Source organism: Bordetella tumulicola (genome assembly GCF_965138755.1).
Lineage (GTDB): Bacteria > Pseudomonadota > Gammaproteobacteria > Burkholderiales > Burkholderiaceae_B > Bordetella_A > Bordetella_A tumulicola.
Window position 1 is genome coordinate 1 of record NZ_CBCSFP010000021.1, and the last position, 23,748, is coordinate 23,748.

General features: G+C 59.5%; 21 protein-coding genes. 11 read left to right on the forward strand and 10 right to left on the reverse strand.

The window, feature by feature from the left end; genetic code table 11:
* Positions 1-184 precede the first annotated feature (184 nt).
* Positions 185-1,708, reverse strand: coding sequence for a fumarate hydratase (locus ACNAZS_RS26440; RefSeq protein WP_415793611.1), 1,524 nt, complete (start codon positions 1,706-1,708; stop codon positions 185-187).
* A 91-nt stretch (positions 1,709-1,799) separates the two neighbouring features.
* Complete coding sequence (locus ACNAZS_RS26445) at positions 1,800-2,567, reverse strand: crotonase/enoyl-CoA hydratase family protein (RefSeq protein WP_415793572.1); 768 nt, start codon at positions 2,565-2,567, stop codon at positions 1,800-1,802.
* A 251-nt stretch (positions 2,568-2,818) separates the two neighbouring features.
* Between ACNAZS_RS26445 and ACNAZS_RS26450 the strand changes: the two genes are divergently transcribed.
* The 10 genes from ACNAZS_RS26450 to gloA all read left to right on the forward strand — a co-directional run bounded on the left by ACNAZS_RS26450 (position 2,819) and on the right by gloA (position 13,169).
* A complete protein-coding gene (locus ACNAZS_RS26450; protein ID WP_415793574.1) occupies positions 2,819-3,517 on the forward strand; it encodes an ankyrin repeat domain-containing protein in 699 nt (232 codons plus the stop codon).
* Positions 3,518-3,677: 160 nt separating this feature from the next.
* Positions 3,678-4,586 carry a glycine--tRNA ligase subunit alpha gene (gene glyQ / locus ACNAZS_RS26455; protein ID WP_415793575.1) on the forward strand — a complete coding sequence of 303 codons (909 nt, stop codon included), beginning with the start codon at positions 3,678-3,680 and terminating at the stop codon, positions 4,584-4,586.
* Entirely contained in the window at positions 4,587-6,725 is a 2,139-nt protein-coding gene (gene glyS, locus ACNAZS_RS26460; protein WP_415793577.1) for a glycine--tRNA ligase subunit beta, read from the forward strand.
* Positions 6,722-7,258, forward strand: a complete 537-nt coding sequence (gene gmhB, locus ACNAZS_RS26465; RefSeq protein WP_415793579.1) for a D-glycero-beta-D-manno-heptose 1,7-bisphosphate 7-phosphatase — start codon at positions 6,722-6,724, stop codon at positions 7,256-7,258. The genes glyS and gmhB overlap by 4 nt, the downstream gene beginning before the upstream one ends.
* 3 nt (positions 7,259-7,261) lie before the next feature.
* Positions 7,262-8,002 carry a lysophospholipid acyltransferase family protein gene (locus ACNAZS_RS26470; protein WP_415793580.1) on the forward strand — a complete coding sequence of 247 codons (741 nt, stop codon included), beginning with the start codon at positions 7,262-7,264 and terminating at the stop codon, positions 8,000-8,002.
* Positions 7,977-8,966 carry a M48 family metallopeptidase gene (locus ACNAZS_RS26475; RefSeq protein WP_415793582.1) on the forward strand — a complete coding sequence of 330 codons (990 nt, stop codon included), beginning with the start codon at positions 7,977-7,979 and terminating at the stop codon, positions 8,964-8,966. The genes ACNAZS_RS26470 and ACNAZS_RS26475 overlap by 26 nt, the downstream gene beginning before the upstream one ends.
* Before the next feature lie 8 nt (positions 8,967-8,974).
* Entirely contained in the window at positions 8,975-9,901 is a 927-nt protein-coding gene (locus tag ACNAZS_RS26480; RefSeq protein ID WP_415793583.1) for a LysR substrate-binding domain-containing protein, read from the forward strand.
* A gap of 79 nt (positions 9,902-9,980) precedes the next feature.
* Positions 9,981-11,396 carry an FAD-dependent tricarballylate dehydrogenase TcuA gene (gene tcuA, locus ACNAZS_RS26485; protein WP_415793585.1) on the forward strand — a complete coding sequence of 472 codons (1,416 nt, stop codon included), beginning with the start codon at positions 9,981-9,983 and terminating at the stop codon, positions 11,394-11,396.
* The gene (gene tcuB, locus ACNAZS_RS26490; RefSeq protein ID WP_415793586.1) at positions 11,383-12,606 is read left to right on the forward strand and encodes a tricarballylate utilization 4Fe-4S protein TcuB; all 1,224 of its coding nucleotides are present in this window, start codon (positions 11,383-11,385) and stop codon (positions 12,604-12,606) included. The genes tcuA and tcuB overlap by 14 nt, the downstream gene beginning before the upstream one ends.
* A 167-nt stretch (positions 12,607-12,773) precedes the next feature.
* Positions 12,774-13,169, forward strand: a complete 396-nt coding sequence (gene gloA, locus ACNAZS_RS26495; RefSeq protein ID WP_415793587.1) for a lactoylglutathione lyase — start codon at positions 12,774-12,776, stop codon at positions 13,167-13,169.
* Positions 13,170-13,265: 96 nt separating this feature from the next.
* Here the strand turns inward: gloA and ACNAZS_RS26500 are convergent, their stop codons facing one another.
* The 7 genes from ACNAZS_RS26500 to ACNAZS_RS26530 form a co-directional block, all read right to left on the reverse strand.
* Positions 13,266-14,228: an SMP-30/gluconolactonase/LRE family protein gene (locus tag ACNAZS_RS26500; protein ID WP_415793589.1), complete on the reverse strand. Its 963-nt coding sequence runs from the start codon at positions 14,226-14,228 to the stop codon at positions 13,266-13,268.
* Between the two features lie 9 nt (positions 14,229-14,237).
* Positions 14,238-14,969: an ABC transporter ATP-binding protein gene (locus tag ACNAZS_RS26505; RefSeq protein ID WP_415793590.1), complete on the reverse strand. Its 732-nt coding sequence runs from the start codon at positions 14,967-14,969 to the stop codon at positions 14,238-14,240.
* Positions 14,950-16,755, reverse strand: a complete 1,806-nt coding sequence (locus ACNAZS_RS26510; protein ID WP_415793591.1) for a branched-chain amino acid ABC transporter ATP-binding protein/permease — start codon at positions 16,753-16,755, stop codon at positions 14,950-14,952. Before ACNAZS_RS26510 ends, ACNAZS_RS26505 begins: the two co-directional genes overlap by 20 nt.
* The gene (locus ACNAZS_RS26515; RefSeq protein ID WP_415793593.1) at positions 16,755-17,612 is read right to left on the reverse strand and encodes a branched-chain amino acid ABC transporter permease; all 858 of its coding nucleotides are present in this window, start codon (positions 17,610-17,612) and stop codon (positions 16,755-16,757) included. Before ACNAZS_RS26515 ends, ACNAZS_RS26510 begins: the two co-directional genes overlap by 1 nt.
* An 18-nt stretch (positions 17,613-17,630) precedes the next feature.
* The gene (locus ACNAZS_RS26520; protein ID WP_415793595.1) at positions 17,631-18,824 is read right to left on the reverse strand and encodes an ABC transporter substrate-binding protein; all 1,194 of its coding nucleotides are present in this window, start codon (positions 18,822-18,824) and stop codon (positions 17,631-17,633) included.
* Positions 18,825-18,891: 67 nt separating this feature from the next.
* The gene (locus ACNAZS_RS26525; RefSeq protein WP_415793597.1) at positions 18,892-19,983 is read right to left on the reverse strand and encodes a mandelate racemase/muconate lactonizing enzyme family protein; all 1,092 of its coding nucleotides are present in this window, start codon (positions 19,981-19,983) and stop codon (positions 18,892-18,894) included.
* A complete protein-coding gene (locus tag ACNAZS_RS26530) occupies positions 19,980-21,110 on the reverse strand; it encodes a mandelate racemase/muconate lactonizing enzyme family protein (protein WP_415793599.1) in 1,131 nt (376 codons plus the stop codon). Before ACNAZS_RS26530 ends, ACNAZS_RS26525 begins: the two co-directional genes overlap by 4 nt.
* A 251-nt stretch (positions 21,111-21,361) precedes the next feature.
* Between ACNAZS_RS26530 and ACNAZS_RS26535 the strand changes: the two genes are divergently transcribed.
* The gene (locus tag ACNAZS_RS26535) at positions 21,362-22,303 is read left to right on the forward strand and encodes a LysR substrate-binding domain-containing protein (protein ID WP_415793600.1); all 942 of its coding nucleotides are present in this window, start codon (positions 21,362-21,364) and stop codon (positions 22,301-22,303) included.
* Positions 22,304-22,370: 67 nt separating this feature from the next.
* On the opposite strand, the gene ACNAZS_RS26540 is transcribed toward ACNAZS_RS26535, so the two are convergent.
* The gene (locus ACNAZS_RS26540) at positions 22,371-23,687 is read right to left on the reverse strand and encodes an MFS transporter (RefSeq protein WP_415793601.1); all 1,317 of its coding nucleotides are present in this window, start codon (positions 23,685-23,687) and stop codon (positions 22,371-22,373) included.
* Between the last annotated feature and the right edge of the window lie 61 nt (positions 23,688-23,748).

Consider the following 23,748-nt stretch of genomic DNA (forward strand, 5'->3'; position numbering starts at 1 on the left):
CCACCGGCCTGTTGGAGGNAGGGAAGTCCCCGCAGGGGACATCAGGCGCATGGTTTGCGCCTGAGCCGAGCGACCAGGCCGCCGCGGCCCATTAGCCCGGCTCTGGACCTGCACGACCGACAGATAGGGAACGACCGGTCCCCCCCAGGACTCCCGCCTTCAACGACAAGAGTGCCAAGAGCAATTAAGCAACCGCGACCGGAATCTTCCCAATGCGCGCCTGCCATTCCTTAGGTCCGGTGTTATGCACCGAAATCCCTTCGGAATCGACCGCCACCGTTACCGGCATGTCCTTTACGTTGAACTCGTAGATGGCTTCCATGCCCAGGTCTTCGAAGGCCAGGACACGGGCTTCGCGGATGGCTTTGGACACCAGGTAGGCCGCACCGCCGACGGCCATCAAGTAGGCGGACTTATGCTTGCGGATGGCTTCGATGGCAACGGGGCCGCGCTCGGATTTGCCGATCATGGAGATCAGGCCGGTCTGGGCCAGCATCATGTCGGTGAACTTGTCCATGCGGGTCGCCGTCGTGGGGCCTGCGGGGCCGACCACTTCATCGCCGACCGGGTCAACCGGGCCGACGTAGTAGATGACGCGGTTGGTGAAGTCGACGGGCAAAGGTTCGCCTTTGGCCAGCATGTCCTGGATGCGCTTGTGGGCGGCATCGCGGCCGGTCAGCATTTTGCCGGACAGCAGCAAGGTCTGGCCGGGTTTCCAGCTGGCGACCTCGGCGGGCGTGAGTGTGTCCAGATTGACCTGCTTGGACTTGTTGTAGTCGGGCGCCCAGTGCACTTCGGGCCATTCCGACAATGCCGGGGGATCCAGGCGGGCCGGACCGGAGCCGTCGAGCTCAAAGTGCGCATGACGGGTCGCCGCGCAATTGGGGATCATCGCGACGGGCTTGGAGGCGGCGTGCGTCGGGAAGGTATTGATCTTGACATCGAGCACCGTGGTCAGGCCACCCAGGCCCTGGGCGCCAATACCCAGCGCGTTGACCTTTTCGTAGAGTTCGATGCGTAATTCTTCGAGCTTGTTTTGCGGGCCGCGGGCCAGCAGCTCGTACATATCGATGTCTTCCATCAGGGACTGCTTGGCCATCAACATGGCTTTTTCGGCGGTACCGCCGACGCCGATCCCCAGCATGCCGGGCGGGCACCAGCCTGCGCCCATCGTGGGGACGGTCTTGAGCACCCAGTCGACCAGCGAATCGCTGGGGTTGAGCATAACGAACTTGGACTTGTTTTCCGAACCACCGCCCTTGGAAGCGATTTGCACGTCGACCTTATCACCTTGGACAAGCTCGACGTGCAGGATACAGGGCGTGTTGTCGCGCGTGTTTTTGCGGGCGAAGAGCGGATCGTCCAGCACGGAGGCACGCAACGGATTGTCGGGGTTGGTGTAGCCGCGGCGCACACCCTCGTCACAGAGTTCTTGCAGCGAACGCTTTGTGTCGAAACGCACGTCCATGCCGATTTTCAGGAAGACGTTCACGATGCCGGTGTCTTGGCACAAGGGACGCTTGCCTTCGGCGCACATGCGCGAGTTGGTCAGGATCTGCGCCATCGCGTCGCGTGCGGCCGGGCTTTCCTCGCGGTCGTAGGCACGGGCCAGATGACGGATGTAGTCGACGGGATGGTAGTAGCTGATGAACTGGATACCATCGGCAATAGACTGTATGAGGTCGTCTTCTTTGATCAGAGTGGACATGGCGGGATAAGCAAAAGCAATAGATAAGGGAATACGCGGCCCGATGGCCGGGTCGCGCGCGATCAACATACTATTTTATGACTGACGGGGCTTATTTTCCTTGCCAGACTGGCTTGCGTTTTTCGGCGAAGGCCGTGGCGCCCTCTTTGGCGTCGGCGGACGTGAAAATGTGCGCGACCAATGGGCGCTGACGGTCAAACATCCCGTCCTGATCCCAGTCTGTCGCCTGCGACACGATGCTCTTGGCGGTCTGCACGGCCAGGGGGCCGTTTGCGACGATGGTGCGGGCCAATTCCAGCGCGCCCTCCAGGGCCTTGCCCGGCTCGGTCAGGCGGTTGACCAGTCCAAAGGCGTGGGCACGCTCGGCGGTCAGCATGTCGCCGGTCAGGATGATTTCCATGGCGATGTGATAGGGCAACCGGCGCGGCAGGCGCAACATCCCGCCCGAGCTGGCGACCAGTCCGCGCTTGACTTCAGGTAAACCAAATTTGGCATTATTGGCCGCGACGATCAGATCGGAGGCCAGGGCCATTTCGCATCCGCCCGCCAGGGCATAGCCCTCGACGGCGGCGATTAACGGTTTGCGCGGTGGCTTTTCGTTCAGGCCGGCAAAGCCACGGTCGGCGACCAGCGGGCGTTGGCCGCTTTGCGCAAACGCCTTCAGGTCCATTCCCGACGAGAATGTGCCACCGGCGCCGGTCAGGATGCCAATGCGCACGTCGTCGCGGCTATCCAGATCCTCCAGCGCGGCGGCCATGGCCTGCGCGGCTTCCAGGTTGATGGCATTTTTTGCTTCGGGACGGTTCACGGTGATGATCTGAATACCGTCAGATACCTCGACCTTGATCAATTCGGACATGCAAAGCTCCCAGGGCGGGCGCTCGGCCCGCAGTTATCTATAAGACTTGCAGAGATACCGAATCATACGATCAACGGCGTCCAGATAAATTTACAATTAGTAATACCTCTGTCCTGTCCATCGACATTAGCGAAAGGAAACGGAACTGGAACCGTCAATGGGACACCTAGGAGTGCGGCGATCCGGCAAATACGACGTTTTCGCTCGCAACCTCGCGGTGCGTAATGACGCGCCCAATCCCAAGGACCAAAATGTTAAACAATTATCTCGTATCGTTCGGACAATATTGTTCTTCCTTTTTCTACGCGGCCCCTACTGCGGCAGAACAAGGGACGCAGCTTGAACAAGCACTGTTGCAACACGTTGCCAACAACAACCATGAGGCCATCGGCGCGTTGCTCATCGATAATCACGCAGAGGAATGGACCGATCCTGACGAGATGACGTTTGCGTATTCACTTTTGCATAACGCTATAGAACAAGGCAGCGTCCAGGCGTTCGAGGTGCTAGTCGACAAGCTGCCGCTCAACGTACTCACAATGTGCACCGGCGACACCGGCCAGACACTGCCGATACTGACGGTGCGTGCCGAGCAAACAGCGATGCTCCGTAAGTGCGTTTGGACGCTGTGTAATAGAACTGCAGCGCAATACAATCATTTTTTGCCGCATTCCCCACAAACGCAGCACACATTAGCGAGGGCTGATTTCCGTGCCATTATCGACGCACAGGATCGGGATGGAAACACGGCGCTCATACACGCAGTGTTCAATGGCCATGAGCCCTCTGTCGATTTGCTGTGTATCTTCCTAGCCAGCACTTTGATCTGGAATGATGCAGGCGATAGCGTGCTAAATCTGATCGCGGATCTGCCCGACGACGACGCGCTCGCACATCGGGTGCGAAGGCGTCACGCCCTCGAGACTTGGAAAAACCCTGGTCAAAGCTGAGGAGAGAAATCCGGGTAAGCTGCGCCATTAACCGCTACCGCCAGAGCCGGTGGCAGCGTCCTGGCCGCAGGCCAGTTAAAATGGCCGACTTTCCCGCCCAAAGGCCGGGCTGCAGCATCCACTGGCCGGCCTGCCCGGCGATCCGAATTCCAAGAATCTTATGCTCACCTTTCAGCAAATCATTCTCACGCTCCAGGACTACTGGGACAAGCAGGGCTGCGCCCTGCTCCAACCGTACGACATGGAAGTGGGCGCCGGTACCTCGCATACGGCCACCTTCCTGCGCGCGATCGGGCCGGAACCCTGGCGTGCCGCCTATGTGCAGCCCTCGCGCCGCCCCAAGGATGGCCGCTACGGCGAAAACCCGAACCGTCTGCAGCACTATTACCAATATCAGGTGGTGCTCAAGCCCGCGCCGCCCGAGATCCTGGATTTGTACATCGGCTCGCTGAAAGCACTGGGTATCGATCCCACGCAGCACGATATCCGCTTCGTCGAGGACGACTGGGAAAACCCCACGCTGGGCGCCTGGGGCCTGGGCTGGGAGGTCTGGCTCAACGGCATGGAAGTCACCCAGTTCACCTACTTCCAGCAAGTGGGCGGCTTGGATTGCACCCCGACAACCGGCGAGATCACCTACGGCCTGGAACGCCTGGCCATGTACCTGCAAGACGTAGAAAGCGTTTACGACCTGGTCTGGACCGAAGGTGTCAACGGCAATCGGGTGCTGTACCGCGACGTGTTCCACCAAAACGAGGTCGAGCAGTCCACGTATAACTTCGAATATGCCTCGGCGGACATGCTGTTCTCGCATTTCAATGACTACGAAGCCGAAGCCAAGCGCCTCATGGACGTTCCCCTGGCCCTGCCGGCCTACGAGGCGGCGCTGAAAGCCGCACACACTTTCAACATGCTCGATGCGCGTGGCGCCATCAGTGTGACCGAACGCGCCGCCTATATCGGCCGTATCCGCAACCTGTCGCGTGCCGTCGCACAGGCTTATTACGATTCCCGTGAACGACTGGGCTTCCCCATGCTGGCTGGCCGCCGCACCGAGGAGGCTGCCTGAATGACAACCGATACCCGCCCCCTGCTGGTCGAACTGCTGACCGAAGAACTCCCGCCCAAGGCCTTGCAAAAGCTCGGCCAGGCTTTCGCCGAAGGCATTCGCGGCACGCTGGCCAAGCATGGCCTGCTCGCCGATGACAGCCAGGCCGCTGTGTTTGCGACCCCTCGCCGTCTGGCGGTACGCCTGTCGGCCGTGCGCGACCAGGCGCCCGATCAGGATTACACTGAAAAGCTGATGCCCGTCAAAGTCGGCCTGGATGCCGATGGCAAGCCCACGCCCGCCTTGATCAAGAAACTGGCCGCCAAAGGCCTGGAAAACCTCGACCCGGCCACGCTGGCTCGCGAGTCCGACGGCAAACAAGACTATCTGATCGCGCGTGGCACCGCGCCGGGCGCCAAGCTCGCCGATGGTCTCCAGGAGGGCCTGCAAGCGGCCATCGACGGCCTGCCCATCCCTAAGGTCATGCGTTATCAGTTGGCCGACGGCGTCACGAGCGTGAAGTTCGTCCGGCCTGCGCACAGCCTGATCGCGCTGCATGGCGCGGACGTCATCCCGGTATCGATACTGGGCCTGAGCGCGGGGCGCAGCACCCTGGGGCATCGCTTCATGTGCACCGGTCCCGTGGAAATCGCCGACGCGAACACCTACGAGACCACGCTGGCCGAACAAGGTCGCGTCATCGCCTCGTTCGAAGCAAGGCGCGCCGATATCGATCGTCAATTGCAAGCGCACGCCAGCCGTCTGAGTGCCACGCTGGGCGATGACCCCGAGGTCGTCGCGCTGCTGGACGAAGTCACCGCACTGGTCGAACATCCCACTGTGTACGAGGGGCAGTTTGACGAGCAGTTCCTGCAGGTTCCGCAGGAATGCCTGATTCTGACGATGCGGCTGAATCAAAAATACTTCCCGTTGTTTGACCCGACCACTGGCAAGCTGACCCACCATTTCCTGATCGTCAGCAATATGCAGACGGACAATCCGGTCAACATCGTCGAAGGCAATCAGCGCGTGGTGCGCCCACGTTTGGCGGATGCGCAGTTCTTCTTTGATACCGATCGCAAGACCCCGCTGGCGGCTCGCGTGGAGCAGTTGGGCACCATCGTTTATCACAACAAACTGGGCACGCAGCTCGAACGCGTGGAACGCGTGCGCGCGATTGCCCGCACCATCGCCGAACAGCTTGGCAGCGATGTCGCTGCCGCGGATCGTGCCGCCTTGCTGGCCAAGGCCGACCTGGGCTCGAACATGGTGGGCGAATTCCCCGAGCTGCAAGGCATCATGGGGGCCTACTATGCCGCCGGTGATGGCGAGCCCGAGGCCGTTGTACACGCCTTGCGCGAACAATACCGCATCCGGCTGGATGCTCCCGTCAGTGCCGAGGCACTCACCGCGGCGACGCTCTTCATCGCCGAACGGGCCGAGACCCTGATCGGTATTTGGGGAATCGGCTTGGCTCCCACGGGCGAGCGCGATCCCTTTGGCCTGCGCCGCGCCGCGCTGGGCCTCATCAGCGCGTTCGAGCAACTGGCCGCCGGCGGTTGGCTGGCAGCCAGCGCCGATGGTCCGTTGTCGCTGCATGGATTGTTGTCATTGGCCGCGAAAACCTTTCCCGCGGACAAGATCCCCGCCGATACGTGCAACGATGTCCGCACATTCATCTACGAACGCTATCGCAACCAGCTCATTGGGGAATTCGACCGCAATGCCGTGGACGCCGTCATCGCCCTGGCGCCGCCGCTGCATCAGGTCGCGGCTCGCGTCCGTGCTGTCACGGCCTTTGGCCTGTTGCCTGAAGCCGCCAGCCTGGCTGCCGCCAACAAGCGTATCGGCAATCTTCTCAAAAAGGCCGACGGTGAAATCGGGAATATCGACGCGGCGCGTCTCACCGAGCCCGCCGAGCAAGCCCTCGCCGCCGCCGTGGCCGAACTGCGCCCCCGAGCCGAAGCTCAATTGCAAGCGGGCGACTTCGCGGGCAGCCTCAGCACCTTGGCACAAGCGCGTCAGCCGGTCGATGCGTTCTTTGCCGACGTGATGGTGATGGCCGAGGATCCTGGCGTACGTGCCAACCGTCTGGCGCTACTGGCCCAATTGCACGGGCTGATGAACCAGGTTGCTGACATTTCCAGGTTGGCACAGTGAAACTCATCATCCTCGACCGCGATGGCGTCATCAATCAGGACAGCGACGCCTTCGTCAAAAGCCCCGACGAATGGGTGGCCCTGCCAGGCAGCCTGACCGCCATTGCCCGCCTGACTCAGGCCGGCTACACCGTTGCGGTGGCGACTAATCAATCCGGACTGGCGCGAGGCTTGTTTGACACCGCCACGCTCAATGCCATCCACGCCAAACTGCACCGCGAGGTCGCGCAGGCAGGCGGCGCGGTGAGCGCGATTTTCCTGTGCCCCCATGGCCCGAAAGCCGGCTGTACCTGCCGCAAACCGCTGCCTGGCATGTACTACGACATCGCCCGGCGCTACGACGTCAACCTGAATGGCGTCCCTGCGGTGGGTGACTCTCTGCGTGACCTGCAAGCCGCGGCAACGGCAGGCTGTGCGCCTTGGCTGGTCCTGACCGGCAATGGCGCCAAGGCGCAACAAGGTGAATTACCCCCGGGCACACGCGTGGCCACCGACCTTTCGGCGGTGGTCGACGCCCTGCTGCAGGAAGCCTGACCCATGGCCTGGCTACGTTCACTGCTGTATATGGTGTTTCTCTCCGTCACGGTCATCCCGTATGCCTTTGCCTGTCTGCTATGGGCCCCGCTGCCCCAGCATTGGCGCTACAAGCTGACCGTGGGCTGGCCCGGTCTGGCCATCTGGGGCGCCCGGGTTTTTTGCGGTATCCGCTGGCAGATCAAAGGGGCTGAAAACTTCCCCGATGGCCCGGCCGTGCTGCTCTCCAAGCACCAATCGGCCTGGGAAACCCTGTTTTTTCCATCGCACATGCCGCGCGAGGTCTGCTTTGTCTACAAGAAAGAGCTGCACATGGTGCCATTTTTTGGCTGGGGCCTGGCGCTGCTGCGCATGATCCCGATTGACCGGTCCAAGGGCCGTGATGCCTTTGAGCAGGTCATCAAACAAGGCCAGATGCGCATGGACGAAGGCCGCTGGCCCTTGCTCTTTCCCGAAGGCACCCGTGTGCCGCCCGGGAAAACCGCCCGATTCAAAATGGGCGGGGCGCTGCTGGCCTCGCGTACGGGTGCGGCGGTCATCCCCGTCGCGCACAACGCGGGCGAGTGCTGGCGCCGCAATGCCTTTATCAAGCGTCCCGGCCTGATCACCGTCTCGATTGGTCCCACGATAGAATCTCAGGGTCTCACCCCCGAAGAGCTCAACGCCAAAGTACAGGCCTGGATCGAAGGGGAAATGCGCCAACTCAATCCCGAAAGGTATGCCCCCCCACAACGGTCAGCTTGAACTCTTGTTCGCCCAGCCTGCAGCCTCCGTGTCCGCCAACGCCGGCACCGAGCCCCTGCAGGCTTTCGGTGCTGATGCAGCCAACGCTGTCGACACCAATAATCGTCCGGGACCTCGTTCACCGGCCACGGACGTGGTAGACGCCGCGCTGCGCCCCCCCGCAAATAACTCGTCGGGCGTCACCGTTATTTCCACCCCCTGCCCAGAGCCTCTACCGCCGGGCGCGCGCTGGCGCGAAGTCGCCACCGAACAGCAAACCATCGGTTTTGTCCTGCAGCGATCCCGCCGACGCAGCATCGGCTTTGTCGTCACCGACGACGGCCTGCGCGTCACCGCGCCCAACTGGGTCACCCTGGGGCAGATCGACGATGCCGTCCGCGAAAAATCCCGATGGATTTTGGCCAAGCTACGCGACTGGCAGGCCCGTAAGGAGCAACTCGCGTTGTCGCAAACCCGCTGGCAAGCGGGTGGTGATCTCCCCTATTTGGGTAAACGTGTCATTCTCGACCTGAATCCGGAAAACAGGCAGGCCCACTTCTCAGGGGATATGAATGCGCCCAGCGATGGCGATATCCTGTCGTTGCCCTTGCCCGTCCAGGCCGATGCGTCGCGCATTCGCGACACCGCCCAGGCTTGGCTGCAACAGCGTGCCAGCACCCTGTTCGCAACGCGTTTGGCGCATTTCCTGGAAATCAGCGGTCTGAAAATCCGCCGCTGGCGATTGTCTTCGGCCGCCACGCGCTGGGGCTCGTGCACCAGCGACGGCAACATCATGCTGAACTGGCGCCTGATCCATTTCGCGCCCGCCATCATCGATTACGTCATTGCGCACGAGCTCGCACACCTACGCGAAATGAACCACAGCCAGGACTTCTGGGCAGAGGTCGGCCAGATTCTGCCGAACTTCGAAGAAGCAAAACAAGTGCTGCGGCGGCACGATCCGGCCAGTCTGCCACGGTTCTGAGAGGCCTCATGGAGCTCCGCCAACTGCGCTATTTCGTCAAAGTCGCCGAGTTCGGCAGCATGGGGCGCGCTGCCGCCGAGCTGGGGGTGGTCACCTCGGCACTCAGCCAGCAGATCAGCCGCCTCGAAAGCGAGCTGTCCACCCGATTGCTGACACGCACATCCATCGGCGTCGTGCCGACCGACGCCGGCGTCGCCTTTTTGCGTCAAGCGCAATTGGCCATACGCCACGCGGACGGCGCCGCGCGCGCCGCCAAGGACGCGCGCCTGATCGGCGAGGTCAGCGTGGGCTTGCCCGCCACCACCGCGTCTGTCCTGGCCGTCCCCTTTTTGCAGGCCATGCGTGAGCGCTATCCCGACGTGCGCATCCATCTGGTCGAAAGCCTGTCGGGCTACTTGAGCGCCATGCTAAACGCCCGCCAACTCGATCTGGCTGTCGTCTTTCGCACAGAAAGCGCCCGGCGCTGGAGCACGCTCCCCCTGCTGGATGAACGCTTGTTCCTGATCGCCCCGCCCGATCTGCCCGGCCTGCCACCCGAGGGCACCGTACGTCTGCGCGACATTGCCAAGCTGCCGTTGTTGCTGCCCAGTGCCAGCCACGGCCTGCGTCAGCAAGTCGACGCGTCCTGTGCGCGGTTGCGCATAGAGCCCAACCTGGCGGCCGAAATCGACGGTCTGGACGTCCTGATGGATCTGGTGCGCAATGGTTTTGGGGCCACTATCCAGCCGGGCGCAGCGATCGTGCGGCTACGTGGCGAGCCCCTGGCCGTACGCCAGATCACGGATCGCCATCTGCGGCGCAGCAACCTGCTGGCCAGCGTCTCGGATGACGAACTCTCGCCCGCCGCGCTGGCGGCGCGCGTTTTGCTGGCGCAGACAGTCGAAAATCTGGTTCGCGCCGGCATCTGGCCCGGCGCGACTCTTCACAAATCGTGAACAGCCGTTGACGATCATAGGCTGGCATACCCTATGGTGCCGCCCTATAGTTCAGGCCTGACTTTACAGGCCTTTTATCATGATCGATGTACTGGTTATCGGTGGCGGCAATGCCGCCCTGTGCGCAGCGCTCATGGCGCGCGAAGCCGGCGCCAGCGTGCTGCTGCTGGAATCCGCCCCTAAAGAATGGCGTGGCGGCAACTCCCAGCACACCCGCAACCTGCGCTGCATGCACGATGAGCCGCAAGACGTTTTGATTGACGCTTATCCAGAAGAAGAATTCTGGCAAGATCTGTTGAAAGTCACTGGCGGCCTGACGAACGAACACCTGGCCCGTCTCGTCATCCGCGCGTCCTCGACCTGTCGGGACTGGATGCGTAAGCACGGCGTGAATTTTCAACCGCCGCTATCCGGCGCGCTGCACGTCGCGCGCACCAATGCGTTTTTCATGGGGGGCGGCAAAGCGCTGGTCAACGCGTATTACCGCAGCGCCGAAGCGCTCGGCGTGCAGATCCGCTACGACGCCCCCGTTGACTCGCTGGAGCTGGACAATGGCCGCTTCGTCGCCGCCCGCATCGGCGACGAACGCATTACGGCACGCAGCTGTGTGCTGGCCGCGGGTGGCTTCGAGTCCAATCGCGAATGGATGCGCGAAGCCTGGGGCCAGAACGAACGTGGTGAATGGCCCGCCGACAACTTCCTGATTCGCGGCACGCGCTTCAACATGGGCGTGCTGCTGAAGTTCATGATTGACGCGGGCGCGGACAGTATCGGCGACCCCTCGCAATCGCACTGCGTCGCGATCGACGCGCGCGCGCCTCTGTACGACGGTGGCATCTGTACGCGCATTGACTGTGTCTCCCTGGGCGTCGTCGTCAATCGCGACGCCGAGCGCTTCTATGACGAAGGCGAAGACTTCTGGCCCAAACGCTATGCCATCTGGGGCCGGCTCACAGCCATGCAGCCCGGCCAGATTGCCTACTCGATCATTGACAGCAAGGCGATTGGCCGATTCATGCCGCCGGTGTTTCCCGGCGTGCAAGCCGATACCTTGCCCGAGCTGGCGCGCAAACTTGAACTGGACGAAACCCAGTTCATGCGCACGCTCTCGGGCTACAACGCTGCCTGCCGCGTCGGCACCTTCGACCATACCCAACTGGACGACTGCCATACCGAAGGCGTGCAACCGGCCAAGACGCATTGGGCTCGCCCAATCGACACGGCGCCCTTCTACGGTTATGCCGTGCGGCCCGGCATCACTTTTACCTACCTGGGATTGAAGGTGGATGACACCGCCGCAGTCCGATTCAACGACCAACCCAGCGACAACCTTTTCGTCGCCGGCGAAATGATGGCCGGCAACGTGCTGGGCAAGGGCTATACCGCCGGCGTCGGCATGTCGATCGGCACGGCCTTTGGCCGCATTGCCGGCACACGCGCCGCGGCCTCGGCGCTCGCCCAACGGGCAACAGGAGCAAAACGTGAAGCAGCTTGAAGAACTGACCCGTCAGGCGCGCGACGCCGCATCGCCAGCGAGGGCAGCCGCAGCAACAGAGCAATCCATACAATGGCACGCCAAGGGCGCCCGTCCGACGCCAGCCCCGCTGACCGACGATGAAACCGAAGTCGCCCGGGTGATGCAGATTTGTAATGCCTGCCGCTACTGCGAAGGTTTCTGCGCGGTCTTCCCGGCCATGACCCGTCGCCTGGAATTCGGCAAGGCCGACGTCAACTATCTGGCCAACCTGTGCCACAACTGCGGCGCCTGTCTGCACGCCTGTCAATACGCCCCCCCGCATGAGTTCGGCGTCAATGTGCCGAAAGCCTTGGCCAAAGTACGTCTTCAGACCTATACCGACTACGCCTGGCCTGCCGCCCTGGGTCAACTGTACAAGCGCAACGGACTGACGCTGTCATTGGCCAGTGCCGCCGCGCTCGCGCTGTTCCTGGTGCTAACAATCGCCATCACCGGCGGACTCTTGCACGAACCGCTGGCCGGCAACTTCTACGCGATTTTTCCGCACAACACGTTGGCGTTGATGTTCGGCCTAGTATTCGGCTTTGCCGTCTTCGCATTGGGAATGGGCGTGAGGCGCTTCTGGCGTGACGTCTCGCCCGGCACCGCGAGCGGGGCTGCCGTCGCCGAAGCCACCCACGACGCGCTGCGCCTGAAATACCTGGATGGTGGCCACGGGAAAGGCTGCAACGATGCTGATGATGCATTCACCCTGGCACGACGTCGTTTCCATCACCTGACCTTTTATGGGTTCATGCTGTGCTTCGCCGCCACCAGCGTCGCCACGCTATACCACTATGCATTCGGCTGGGAAGCCCCCTACCCCTATTTCAGCCTGCCCGTCATATTGGGAACCGTCGGCGGTATCGGGCTGCTGATCGGCCCCGCGGGCTTGTTGTGGCTGAATATCAAGCGCCATCCGCTCCAGGGCGATGCCGCACAACGCCCCATGGACCGCGGGTTTATCGTCCTGCTGTTCCTGATCAGCCTGACAGGGCTGCTGCTGCTGGCGTTACGCGATACATCCGCCATGGGCTTGCTGCTGGCGATCCACCTGGGCGTGGTCATGGCCCTGTTCCTTACCCTGCCGTACGGAAAATTCGCACACGGTATCTATCGCTGTGCGGCCCTGCTGAAATCGTCTATCGAAAAAAGACAACCCGATGGATTGAAGCTGGGATCTGATTAATCGCACCGTTCACGGAGGAGGCGCTCCTTGAAAAAAGGCGGCGCAAATTGGACCAAGACCATCGACGCCGCTGGCGCGATCGCGAACTGACCGGCAAGGAGCGCATGGGTTTGCTACGATATCAGTCTGGCTACTCGCCTGACTTCATCTAGCATAAGGAATTCCCCATGCGTCTCCTGCACACCATGCTGCGCGTCGGCAACCTGGACAAATCCATCGATTTCTACACCCATGTCCTGGGTATGCGGGTGCTGCGCCGTAAAGATTACCCCGAAGGCAAATTCACCCTGGCATTCGTTGGCTACCAAGACGAAAGCGAAGGCGCCGTCATCGAGTTGACCCACAACTGGGACACCGACCACTATGACCTGGGCAACGGCTATGGCCACATCGCGCTGGAGGTCGACAACGCCTACGAGGCCTGTGAAAAGGTCAAACAAAAAGGCGGCAAGGTCACTCGCGAGGCCGGCCCCATGAAACACGGCACCACGGTCATCGCCTTTGTCGAAGATCCCGACGGCTACAAAATCGAGTTCATTCAAGACAAAAATCGCGTCGACTGAATTTCGACAGCGGCGGGGGCGCCGTTATTCACGTCCTGGCCGCCGACGTAATGAATCTCCTCTGTCCTTTGGGCCGGAGGATCGGCGCCACTACCCTCAAACGGCGCCTCGCGTGTTGACATACAGGCTGTACAGGCCTTTGCCTGCCGCCATAAACAAGCGATTCCCCTTCTCTCCGCCAAAGCACACATTCGCGCAGCGCTCCGGCAAGTGAATATGGCCTATCGGTGTGGCGTCAGAAGCGAACACGCGCACACCGTCCAACGCCTCCGTCCCCATTCCCCAGCCGCACCACAGATTTCCATCGACGTCACAGCGCAAACCATCGGCCGTGCCGGGACCGCAGTCAATGAAATCACGCCCGTCTGACAACGTTGCGCCCGACACCCGGTACACTCGAATCGTGCGATTGGGCCTTGCCCGCGACGCCACGACATATAGCAGACTTTCATCAGGGCTAAAGCACAAACCATTCGGTCCCGAAATATCGTCAGCCACTACCGTGATATGGCCCTCAGGATCGATACGATATACACGCTCCGGAAGCTCTTGCTTCGCGCAGTAACCCTCATAATCGCTACTCAAGCCAAAGGGGGGATCCGTAAACCAAATGGATCCATCTGACTTCACCACCACGTCATTTGGCGAATTCAGACGCTTGCCTTCGTAGCGGTCGGCAAGCACCTCGATCGTTCCGTCATAGGCAGTACGCGTCACACGGCGAGTGGCGTGCTCGCAGGTAATCAACCGCCCCTGACGGTCACGCGTATTCCCGTTCGCATTGCCGCAAGGTTCCCGAAATACGGTAACGCATCCCGACGTATCGTCATAACGAAGCATGCGATTATTCGGAATGTCGCTGTACAGCAAATACCGACCATCGCCAAACCACACCGGGCCTTCCGCCCAGCGTGAACCCGATGCCAACATTTCCACCGCGGCATGAAACAATCGATATCGATCAAAACGGGCATCCAGTGACTGCACGCGCGGATCAGGATAGCGGGAACTGACGCGCCACAACGAATCTGGCGCGAGGGCGTTGCGTATTGAGTTCATGGTTTTGTCTCAAGCATGCTGGCCAAAATAGGCCTCTTCCAGACGGCCTTGCAGATTAGATTCGTTCGTGTCCGCCTGCAACACAATCTCCCCGTGGGCCATGGCGTAAACGCGATCCGCCAACGCGAGAGATTTTTCCACGAGCTGCTCGACCAGCAGCACCGATGTCCCCTCGTCTCGTAACCGGGCTGCCACCTCGAACACCCGGTCAACCAACACGGGCGACAAGCCCGCTGACGGTTCATCCAGAATCAATAGCCGAGGCCGCTTTACCAGGCCTTGCGCCACCACCAGCATCTGTTGCTGGCCACCACTGAGTGCGCCGGCTCGGTCATGGCGCTTTTGCGCTATCTCCGGGAAAAAAGCCAGTGCATCCTGGATCCGTTGCTGTCGCTCAGCACGAGCAATGTCGTATCCAGCCAGCGCCAGATTGTCCTGTACAGACAGTTGAGTGAACACATGATGGCCCTCGATCACATGCACCAACCCCAATTTGGCGGCATCTCGCGGCGAAGCGCGATGAAGACTTTTGCCGTCAAACCGCACATCGCCCGACATCCAAGGCAACAAGCCCGAAATAGCGCGCATCAACGTGCTTTTCCCTGCCCCATTCGGACCCAGCAAAGCGACGATTTCTCCAGGCCTCATGGCCATATCCACATCATGCAATATCTGGATTTTTCCGTAACCGGCATTCAGCCGTTGCACTTGCAGTAAATCTTCATGCGCCGAGGTATGCACTCACCACCTCCTTGTGCGATCGAATTTCTTGTGGTGTACCACTGGCCAACACGGTTCCCAGATTCAATACTGTCACATGATCACAGATATCAAAAATCAGATCCGCATGATGCTCAACCAGCAACACGGCCGTTCCACAATGGCTGATTTCTTTAATGATTGCCCCGAGCCGCTTGATCTCGTCTCCCGTCAAACCTGCCGCCGGCTCATCCAACAACAAGTAGCGGGGCTGCAGCATCAGGGCACGGGCAATCTCTACAAAACGCAATTCACTGTGCTGCAGGCGGTCCGCGCGGACATGCGCCATATGGGACAAGCCGACTGCCCGCAGCGCCAGCTCCGCCATCGTGCGCAATCTACGTTCGTCCTTGCGATGCCTGCCGGACAGAAACATGGCCTCCAGGAACGTGCCATTTGCACGGGTGTAACCGCCCGCCATGACGTTCTTTAGCACCGACGTATCACCCACCATGCGTGGTGTCTGAAACGTACGCGCAAACGCCCGTTTGGCACGCTGCAACGGTTTGCCGACTGGCAACTCTGTGCCGTCTTCCATCAGGCTACCCGCTTGTGGGCGGTAGTACCCGGAGATCACATTCAACATGGTCGTTTTTCCACTGCCGTTGGGTCCAATCAATCCATGTACCTGCCCGGCCTTGATCTGCAAATCAACACCATTAATCGCTTTCACGCCACCAAACGACAGATGCAGATCTTTCAAGGAGATGCCCCCGCCTTGTGGCACCTCGGCCAAAATCTGATGCACCGCATCCAACTCTGGCCGGATACGACGATCGGCCGGCAACGGACTACGCCCGCCAAAATCCAGCAGTGACGCAATACCACCCGGGATTGCCAGCACAATCACCAGCAGCAACAGCGCATACAGGAAATTGGACCACGCCGCTAATGGCGCCGCAATCTCTGGCAGAACGGTCAAGATCAAGGTCCCCAACAATGGGCCCAAAATAGAACTGCGCCCGCCTATCAAAATGGAGATAAAAAATAGTACCGACAGCTCGAACGTAAACGCTTCTGGCGTAATGTAAGTTTGCAGCGAACTAAACAAACCTCCCGCCACACCTGCCAGTGCGCCGGCCAGCACGAACACCATCGCCAGCAACTTGGGTTTGGATATGCCGTAAGCCTCAGCCGCGACTTCCGCATCGCGAATTGCAATCAAGCCCCGGCCAAAACGACTGTGAGCAACATTTGCCGTCAATATCGTGGCTACCGTGGCGACCCCAATGCACAAGTAATAAAGGCCAGTGTCAGAGTTGAACGGCGCGGGCATCATCGGCCCGGGAACCCCTATTCCACCGCCCGTGACAGACTCCCAAGCCAAAGCAATCTGCGTAACGATAGTGGCAAACCCCAGCGTGGCCATCGCAAAATAAAATGTGCGCAGCCGCAACGCCGGCAAGCCTACGACCAAACCAAAAAAACCCCCGATAGCGCCCGCGGCGATCAGCGCAGAGAAGGGCCCCCACGGTTCAGAGACATTACCTTCGACGAGCACACTAGTGGTATACGCGCCTATCGTCAGCAAGGCAACATAGCCGATCGCCAATTGGCCTGCGTACCCCACGATCAAATTCAGGCCGGACACCAGTACCCAATAAACCGCGGCGCGCGTCGCAATGACCGTCCAATACGTATCACCAAGAGTCGGCAATGCGAGCGCCGCCACCAACAACAAGGCAAAGGGAAGAACTCGAACCCAGAAGGACGAACTCGCAGGCGAGCGTAACGCCATGGCAGCGGATATATTTGCTTGAGCAGTCATCAAACCCTCCGAGCGGTATTGGAGCCAAAAATACCCTGCGGCACTAACATCAACACCACAATGAACAGCACGAATACCGCTATCGATGCGAACACGCCGCCCACGGTAAAGTTCGCGGTCTGCTGGAATAGGCCCAGGGCCAATCCCCCCACCAAGGCGCCACGATTATTTCCCAGCCCCCCCAATGCCACAGGCACGAACCCGTAGAAATTCAATAACGGTCCATTAGCAAAAAACGCCAGCAGCAATTGCCCCGACGCGAAACCGGCCACGCCGCCAATCACGCCTGCCAGCGCATAGCTAATGACACGTAGCCGCCGTTCAGGCAGTCCGATAGATCGCGCCGCAAAGTTATTCTCCGCCACGGCCAGAAATGCCAAGCCGACCAGTGTGCGCCGATACAAATACTCCAATGCGAGCACTACCACCACGCATGCAACAACCGGCAACCAAAATCGCTGGTCCAGGGGGCCCGAGCCCCAGGCAAGCAACTTTGGAAACGGTTGAGGCTCTGTTCCCCACTTAATCGCAGTTACCTGCTGGATCATCAACGCCAACGCCAACGTAGACAACACGTATAAGTGCTGGTCCAGGCTTTTCAATACAGGCCTGACGGCGACAAACTCGGTAATCACTCCGACCAAGGCACACACTGCCAGAGTGAGTACAAATGCCACCGGTCCGGGCAAGCCCAGACGCAGCATGAACAAGGAGCCAAAAACACCACCCAGCATTCCCAATTGCCCTGCGGTGAAACTCATCACTCGGGAAGTAGAATACATCGTGTTGTACGTGATACCGATCAGCGCGTAAACCGCGCCAACGGCCAGGCCAGAGCTGATGATAGAAGCCAGCATGATTGCTCCTCCCTATCGTTATTGGTATCCCGGCGCCAGTGCAAACGTGCCGTCACGCGCAGATTTGGCCTCGGACATGACGACTTCCTGTGTGGGATAGCCATCATGCTGCGTGGACGAGTACGTATAGTTTCCGAAATATCCGGGGTAAGCCTTCAGGCTGTTCCAATATTCGATAATGTCCTTGGCTTGCGACGACCCGGTTGTCTCTACCGCTTTGGCCACCAACGCAATAGCGTCATAGCCCGCTGACACCCACCAATACAAGGTGTCCTCCAGCGTGACCTTGCCTTTGACCATGTCCACGAACTCTTGCGAATGGGTGGGTAGCTTTCCATCGGCATCGTAACTGGCGCTCTTATAGCCAATCGCATAGACCTTGTCCCAGTTTTCCGGCTTTTCGATCAACGTGCGCAGCTCTCCCGATGCCATTGAGGGATGGCCGACAAATGCCACATCCCAACCCATATTCGCGCGGGTATTGAATAATCGCGCCTCCATACCCGTGGATACACTCCAAACCACAATCACTTCGGCCCCTGCGTCACGAGCGCGCGTCATATCGGGCGACATGTCGGTTTGTGTCGCGTCGATATTTGTCGAATACACGACTTCCGCCCCGTCCTTCTTGAAATTCGCCACGCACGCCTTGGTTGCGCTAACGCCATAACCTGTGGTGTCGCCAATCACTGCGATTTTTGAGAATTTTTGTACCTTCAGGCAATAATCCCGGCAAGCATCGTCCCATTGCGAATTTGACGGCGCGAGTCGAAAGGCATTGGGGTACTTATCCGTATTAATCAGACGATCAATAACGCAAGGATGAATATTCGGCATTTTGGCTCGCGCCATAATAGGCGTAACGGCCAGCGATTCTCCCGAGTTCGTCGGCCCCCAAATCGCGTGTACCTTCTGCGAATTGATCATCTCCTGCACGGCGTTCACGGCTTTCGTTGGATCACCCTGGGTATCGCGTGTGACGATCACGAGTTTGCGCCCTTTTACCCCGCCCGCGGCATTAATCGCCTGGGCGGCAAACTCCACGCCACGGTTGAAACCCACACCAGGTGCCGAACTCGGCCCTGTCAGGGCCGCTAGCCAGCCTATTTTGATGTCTTCCGTCGCGGCCAGGGACAATGCTGGCATCCCTAATGCGGAGGCGCCCAATGCACCTGCGGCACCCAATACAAAATCACGGCGAGAAACTGACATTTTTGTCTCCTAGATATTGTGATCCGAGGACGGTGCGGGTATCCCTGTCTACCCTCCTCGGCCGACACTACTGGGTTTTTTCTTCTAGATGGGCAATCCGATCTAGATCAAAGGTAAACCCCCATCCCGGGCGTTCCGGCACGATCGCGAACCCCGCGTCAAACTCCAATCGTTCCTGATAAAGGTCAGAGAACCACGGCATGTATTCCAGGAATAGCGCATTGCTCAGCGCCCCCAATACCTGAATGCTCATTTCGGGAAACAAATGACTTGAAACCGGGATATCGTAGGCTGCGGCCATCTGGCTAACACGCATAAACTCCGACACCCCGCCCGATCGCTGCAAATCCGGCATCAATACATCAGCACTACGAAGCTCGATCATGCGACGAAATCCATATCGCGCGTATTCCGTCTCGCCACTGGCGATGGGGGTATCCAGTGCCGCCGATACACGGGCCAGCCCTTCAAGATCCCAGGCGGGCAAGGGCTCCTCGAACCACGCTAACTGATACTCTTCGAGCATCCGCCCCAGTCGTATCGCCTGCGTCTCGGTCAATCCCTGATTCGCGTCCGCCATGAGCTTCACATGCGGACCGATAGCCTCGCGCACCGCGCGTACTCGCTGCACGTCCACGGCAGGATCTGGAGACCCTAACCGCATCTTCACCGCGTTAAACCCCTGCTGCACCATTTCCTGTGCATCATGCGCGAGTTGATCGACACTGCGATGTAACCACAAACCGCCGCTGTGATAGACGGGGACTCGATCCTGTGCCCCACCCAGCATCCGATATAAAGGCAGGCCCGCCGACTTGGCGGCCGCGTCCCATAATGCGCCATCGATGGCAGATATGCCCATCACCGGGATACCTTTCTGCCCGAAGAAATTCATGTCCTTCCAGGCCCGCGCCCAAAACCCGGCGATGTGGCCCGCATCCTGGCCAACAACCAGATCGGCCAGTTCGTCGACCATGCTGTGCAGTACGCGTGTACGTCGATTATTCAGCGTAAACACCAAATTCTCGCCCACCACGCCATCACTCGTATGCAGCCTGATGAGCACGACGCCGCAGCTTGAAATCGGTCCCAGCGCGCTAATGATCGGATCTTTCAGTGCCACGACGATTGGGCGCGTTTCCAGTTTGACGACCTTCATGCGTAAGCCTCCGCCGTCGTAATGCGATGCACGGATCCGATGCGATAACGTGTCATGATTTCCTCGTTCGGGTCACACCCCAGCCCCGGCCCCTGTGGAACGCTCAGCATGCCGTTAACTGCGTGAACATAAGGGGCAAAGGGATTCGCCTCCATATCCATCCATAGCACTTCGATCAAGGGCGACTGAGGCAGGGCCGCGCCAATATGTAGCGTCGCAATGAAACCCGGCCCGAAGTAGGGAGAGTGAGGAATCACACGAACCCCATGCGCGGCACATAAAGCCGCGATGCGCATCACCTCGCCAATGCCGCCGATTTTCGTCACGCTGGGTTGGGCGATGTCAATCGCACCTGCCTCTAACAACGTACGAAAGCCCTGCAGGCCCGCCACATTTTCGCCCGCTGCAATGGGGATCCCGCATTCACGTACTCGAGCAAGACCACGGGCGTCCTCCGGCGGCCATACAGGCTCTTCAAGCCAATACATTCCGTCATCGCGCATACTGCGCGCTTTATCCAAAGCGTCGGGCACATCCCACGGACAATTGACATCCAGCATGATCTGAACGTCCATGCCCGCGACGGCCGACTGAGCATGCAGCAGGGCTTCACGAGTGGTTTCATGCAGTTTGACATAACGAAACCCTGCGTCGGCCGCTGCACGCGTATTACGGGCAGCGATCGTCGCATCACCATAAGCCAGCAGGCTGGAGTAGCTCTCCAATGTGGTACGGCTGCTGTTACCCAATAACTGATATATCGGTAAACCGGCACGCTTGCCCAGCAAATCCCACAGGGCAATTTCGATTCCCGACCATGCATAGACAAAGCTGCTATTGCGACCCAGTAAATGCGTGGAATGCAGTACTTCTCGTGTCAACGCCGAAATGTCTCCGGCATTTTTTCCGATCACCAGCGGCGCCACGATAGTGTCCAGCGCGGCGCGTGTCGCCGGGATCGCAGCATGGCCGAACGCCTCCCCCCACCCCACCAGGCCGTCGTCGGTTTCGACGCGAACAAGCAAGATTTCCAGCTTGTCCCATAACTTCCCCGCGAAACGACAATGAGGACCTCCCATGTCGAACGGCACGGAAACCACCGAAGACTCGACTGCCACAATTTTCATGCGTTTGCTCCTTATGTCATCTTGCAGTGGATCCAGTGCTGAGCGTTGTTTCTATCGTTGTCGTCAACACCTGTCCCAGGCAACGACTGTAAAAGCCGTCGGGCGCAAAAACAATGGAAGTGGACTAATTCAAAGATAAGCTAGACTTATGTTCAATCAACGCTGCACTGATGTACCAAATCAGTATCCGCAAAGCGAAAGCACTGTACGAAACCTGCGGAAATAGAACAAAGTCCACCAAAGGGGACACCATGCATTTGACCGTACGCCAAATGGAGGTCATACGTGCCGTGCATCGTTACGGCAGTGTGGGCGAAGCCGCTTCCGCGCTGGGCATCTCTCAGCCGGCCATCAGTTTGATGCTGCGCGAATGCGCATTGCACGCGGGTTTTCCCTTCTTCGTGCGCAAACGGGGACGTCTGCACGCCACGCGCGAAACGCTGGAAATCATGAGCGAATTGAATCGCGCGTTCGACAGTATTGCTCGAGTCAATCGCCGGGTAGAGGACATGCGCGAGTTGACCGAAGGGTCGGTGCAGATTTCTACCGTGCCGACCGTTGCAGAGAATCTATTGGCGCCTACCAGCTTCAGGTTTCGCCAAGAGTGGCCACAGATTCAGGTGTCAGTCATTGCTACCGACAATGTCAGCGTATCTGACTGCGTTTTTCAGGAACGGGTGGATTTTGGCATTGTGCTCTCGCCCTTAAGCCAGGACGGACGCATGATCGAAGGCCGCCTGACTGACCTATGCGAAGCAGAGCTCGTCTGCGTCGTTCCCGAAAATTGCCCACTGGCAAAGCTATCGGTCGTCACGCCTCATGATCTGGAACCCTATCCGCTGATATCCTTCGACAAGAACCTGCCGCTAGGGGCATTGATCGAAGAAAGCTATCGAATCGCCGGTGTCAAACGCAAAATTGCGTTGGGGGTCACCCTGACTGCAGTCGCCTACTCGCTGGCTCGATCCGGCGCTGGGGTCGCCATCATCGATCCGTTTTATCTACTGACAGGTCGCAACCAGGGGGTGGTCACTATCCGGTTTGAGCCACGCATGTCGGTCAAAGCGCAATTGCTATTACCTAACAACACCCCTTTATCCCGGCATGCACAATTGTTTGTCGCTGCGCTGAAGAAAACGGCGATTTCGCTTAAGGATTCTTTGCCGCGCGGCTCGAATGTTATCGCCCACTGAAGGTAGACTCGAAAAAGAAGCGCCGGGCATCGACCACAATGCCTGGCGCTTCTTGCTTCAGACGTGCTTAATCCAGCGCGCGATTCCTGGACTCGACATCGACCAGCTTGATCGCCACGGCGCCGGCAACCAGCATCCCCGAGAGCACGAACAATGACGCGGTGAACTGCGTTGCCATGATCGGCGCAATCAGCGCGGGCGCAAACAGCCCGCCAAGACGGGCAACGGCACCTGCCAACCCCATCCCGCTGGCGCGCAAATTCGTGGGATACACCTCAGGCGTAAAGGCGTACAACGCGCCCCAAGTACCCAGCAGAGCGAAGCTCATCAGCAACGTCGAGCCCACAATCAGGGGAACCGAGGTCCCCAGGCTATATAGCAGGCAACCCACGGCGCTGAGCAACAAGAAGCCGATCAGCGTGGGTTTGCGGCCGTAGCGCTCCACGGCATAAGCCGACAGGGCGAATCCGGGCAATTGAGCCAGGGCCAGCACGATCAGGAACTCCTGACCTCGCATGAAGCCCAGGCCCTGCCCGGACAGCTTCACCGGCAGATAGACAAAGACCCCGTAGTACGCGATCGAGATCAGCATCCATGCGGCAAGCAGCGCAATACTGCGTCGTGCCAGACCCGAGCCAAACAGGGCCAACACCGACTTGCGCTCCATGACTTGAGGCTCGATCGCGGCGAGCTGAACATTGTTGCCGTTCGTCTTGGCCACCCGCTCCAGGACCTGCCGCGCCTGGTCCGATTTGCCGCTCTTGTTGAGATACAGCGGCGATTCAGGCACATAGAAGCGCAACACCACACCGATGATCGCCGGAATCCCGGTGACGAAGAAGATAATTCGCCATGCATCGTCACCGTACGCGCTGGCATACAACGCCAGGATGGCCAGCAAGATCGTGCCTACTGCCCAGAATGATTCCAGCCACACGAGCCAACGGCCACGACGCTGCGGCGGCAGGAACTCGGCCATCATCGTGTAATCCACGGGCAGCGTACCGCCCACACCGACACCGGCCAGGAACCGCAAAATCAGCAGCCATGTCATATCAGGCGAGAAGGCCGATGCAACCCCTGCCAGCGCATCCAGGATCACGGCCATCATCAAGACGGGGCGCCGGCCAATGCGATCAGCTAAACGGCCGAAAGCAAAAGCGCCAATCATCATGCCGATAAAAAACAGAGTGCCTGTTTGCAAGGCTTGAGGGATGGTGATGCCAAAGGTCTTTGCGATCGACGGTGCACTGAATCCGATCGACAACACTTGCATGGCGTCGGCCATCCAGACGAGCCCGAATATCACGAAGAGCCTGTACTGGAATTTCCCGACGCCGACTGTATTCAACCCTTGTTCAATCGTTATTGTTGATGCTGCCATGGCTACTCCTACGAGGTTTGCCGTTGCTTTTTATGCGCTTTCGCGCAACTAAAAATCAATC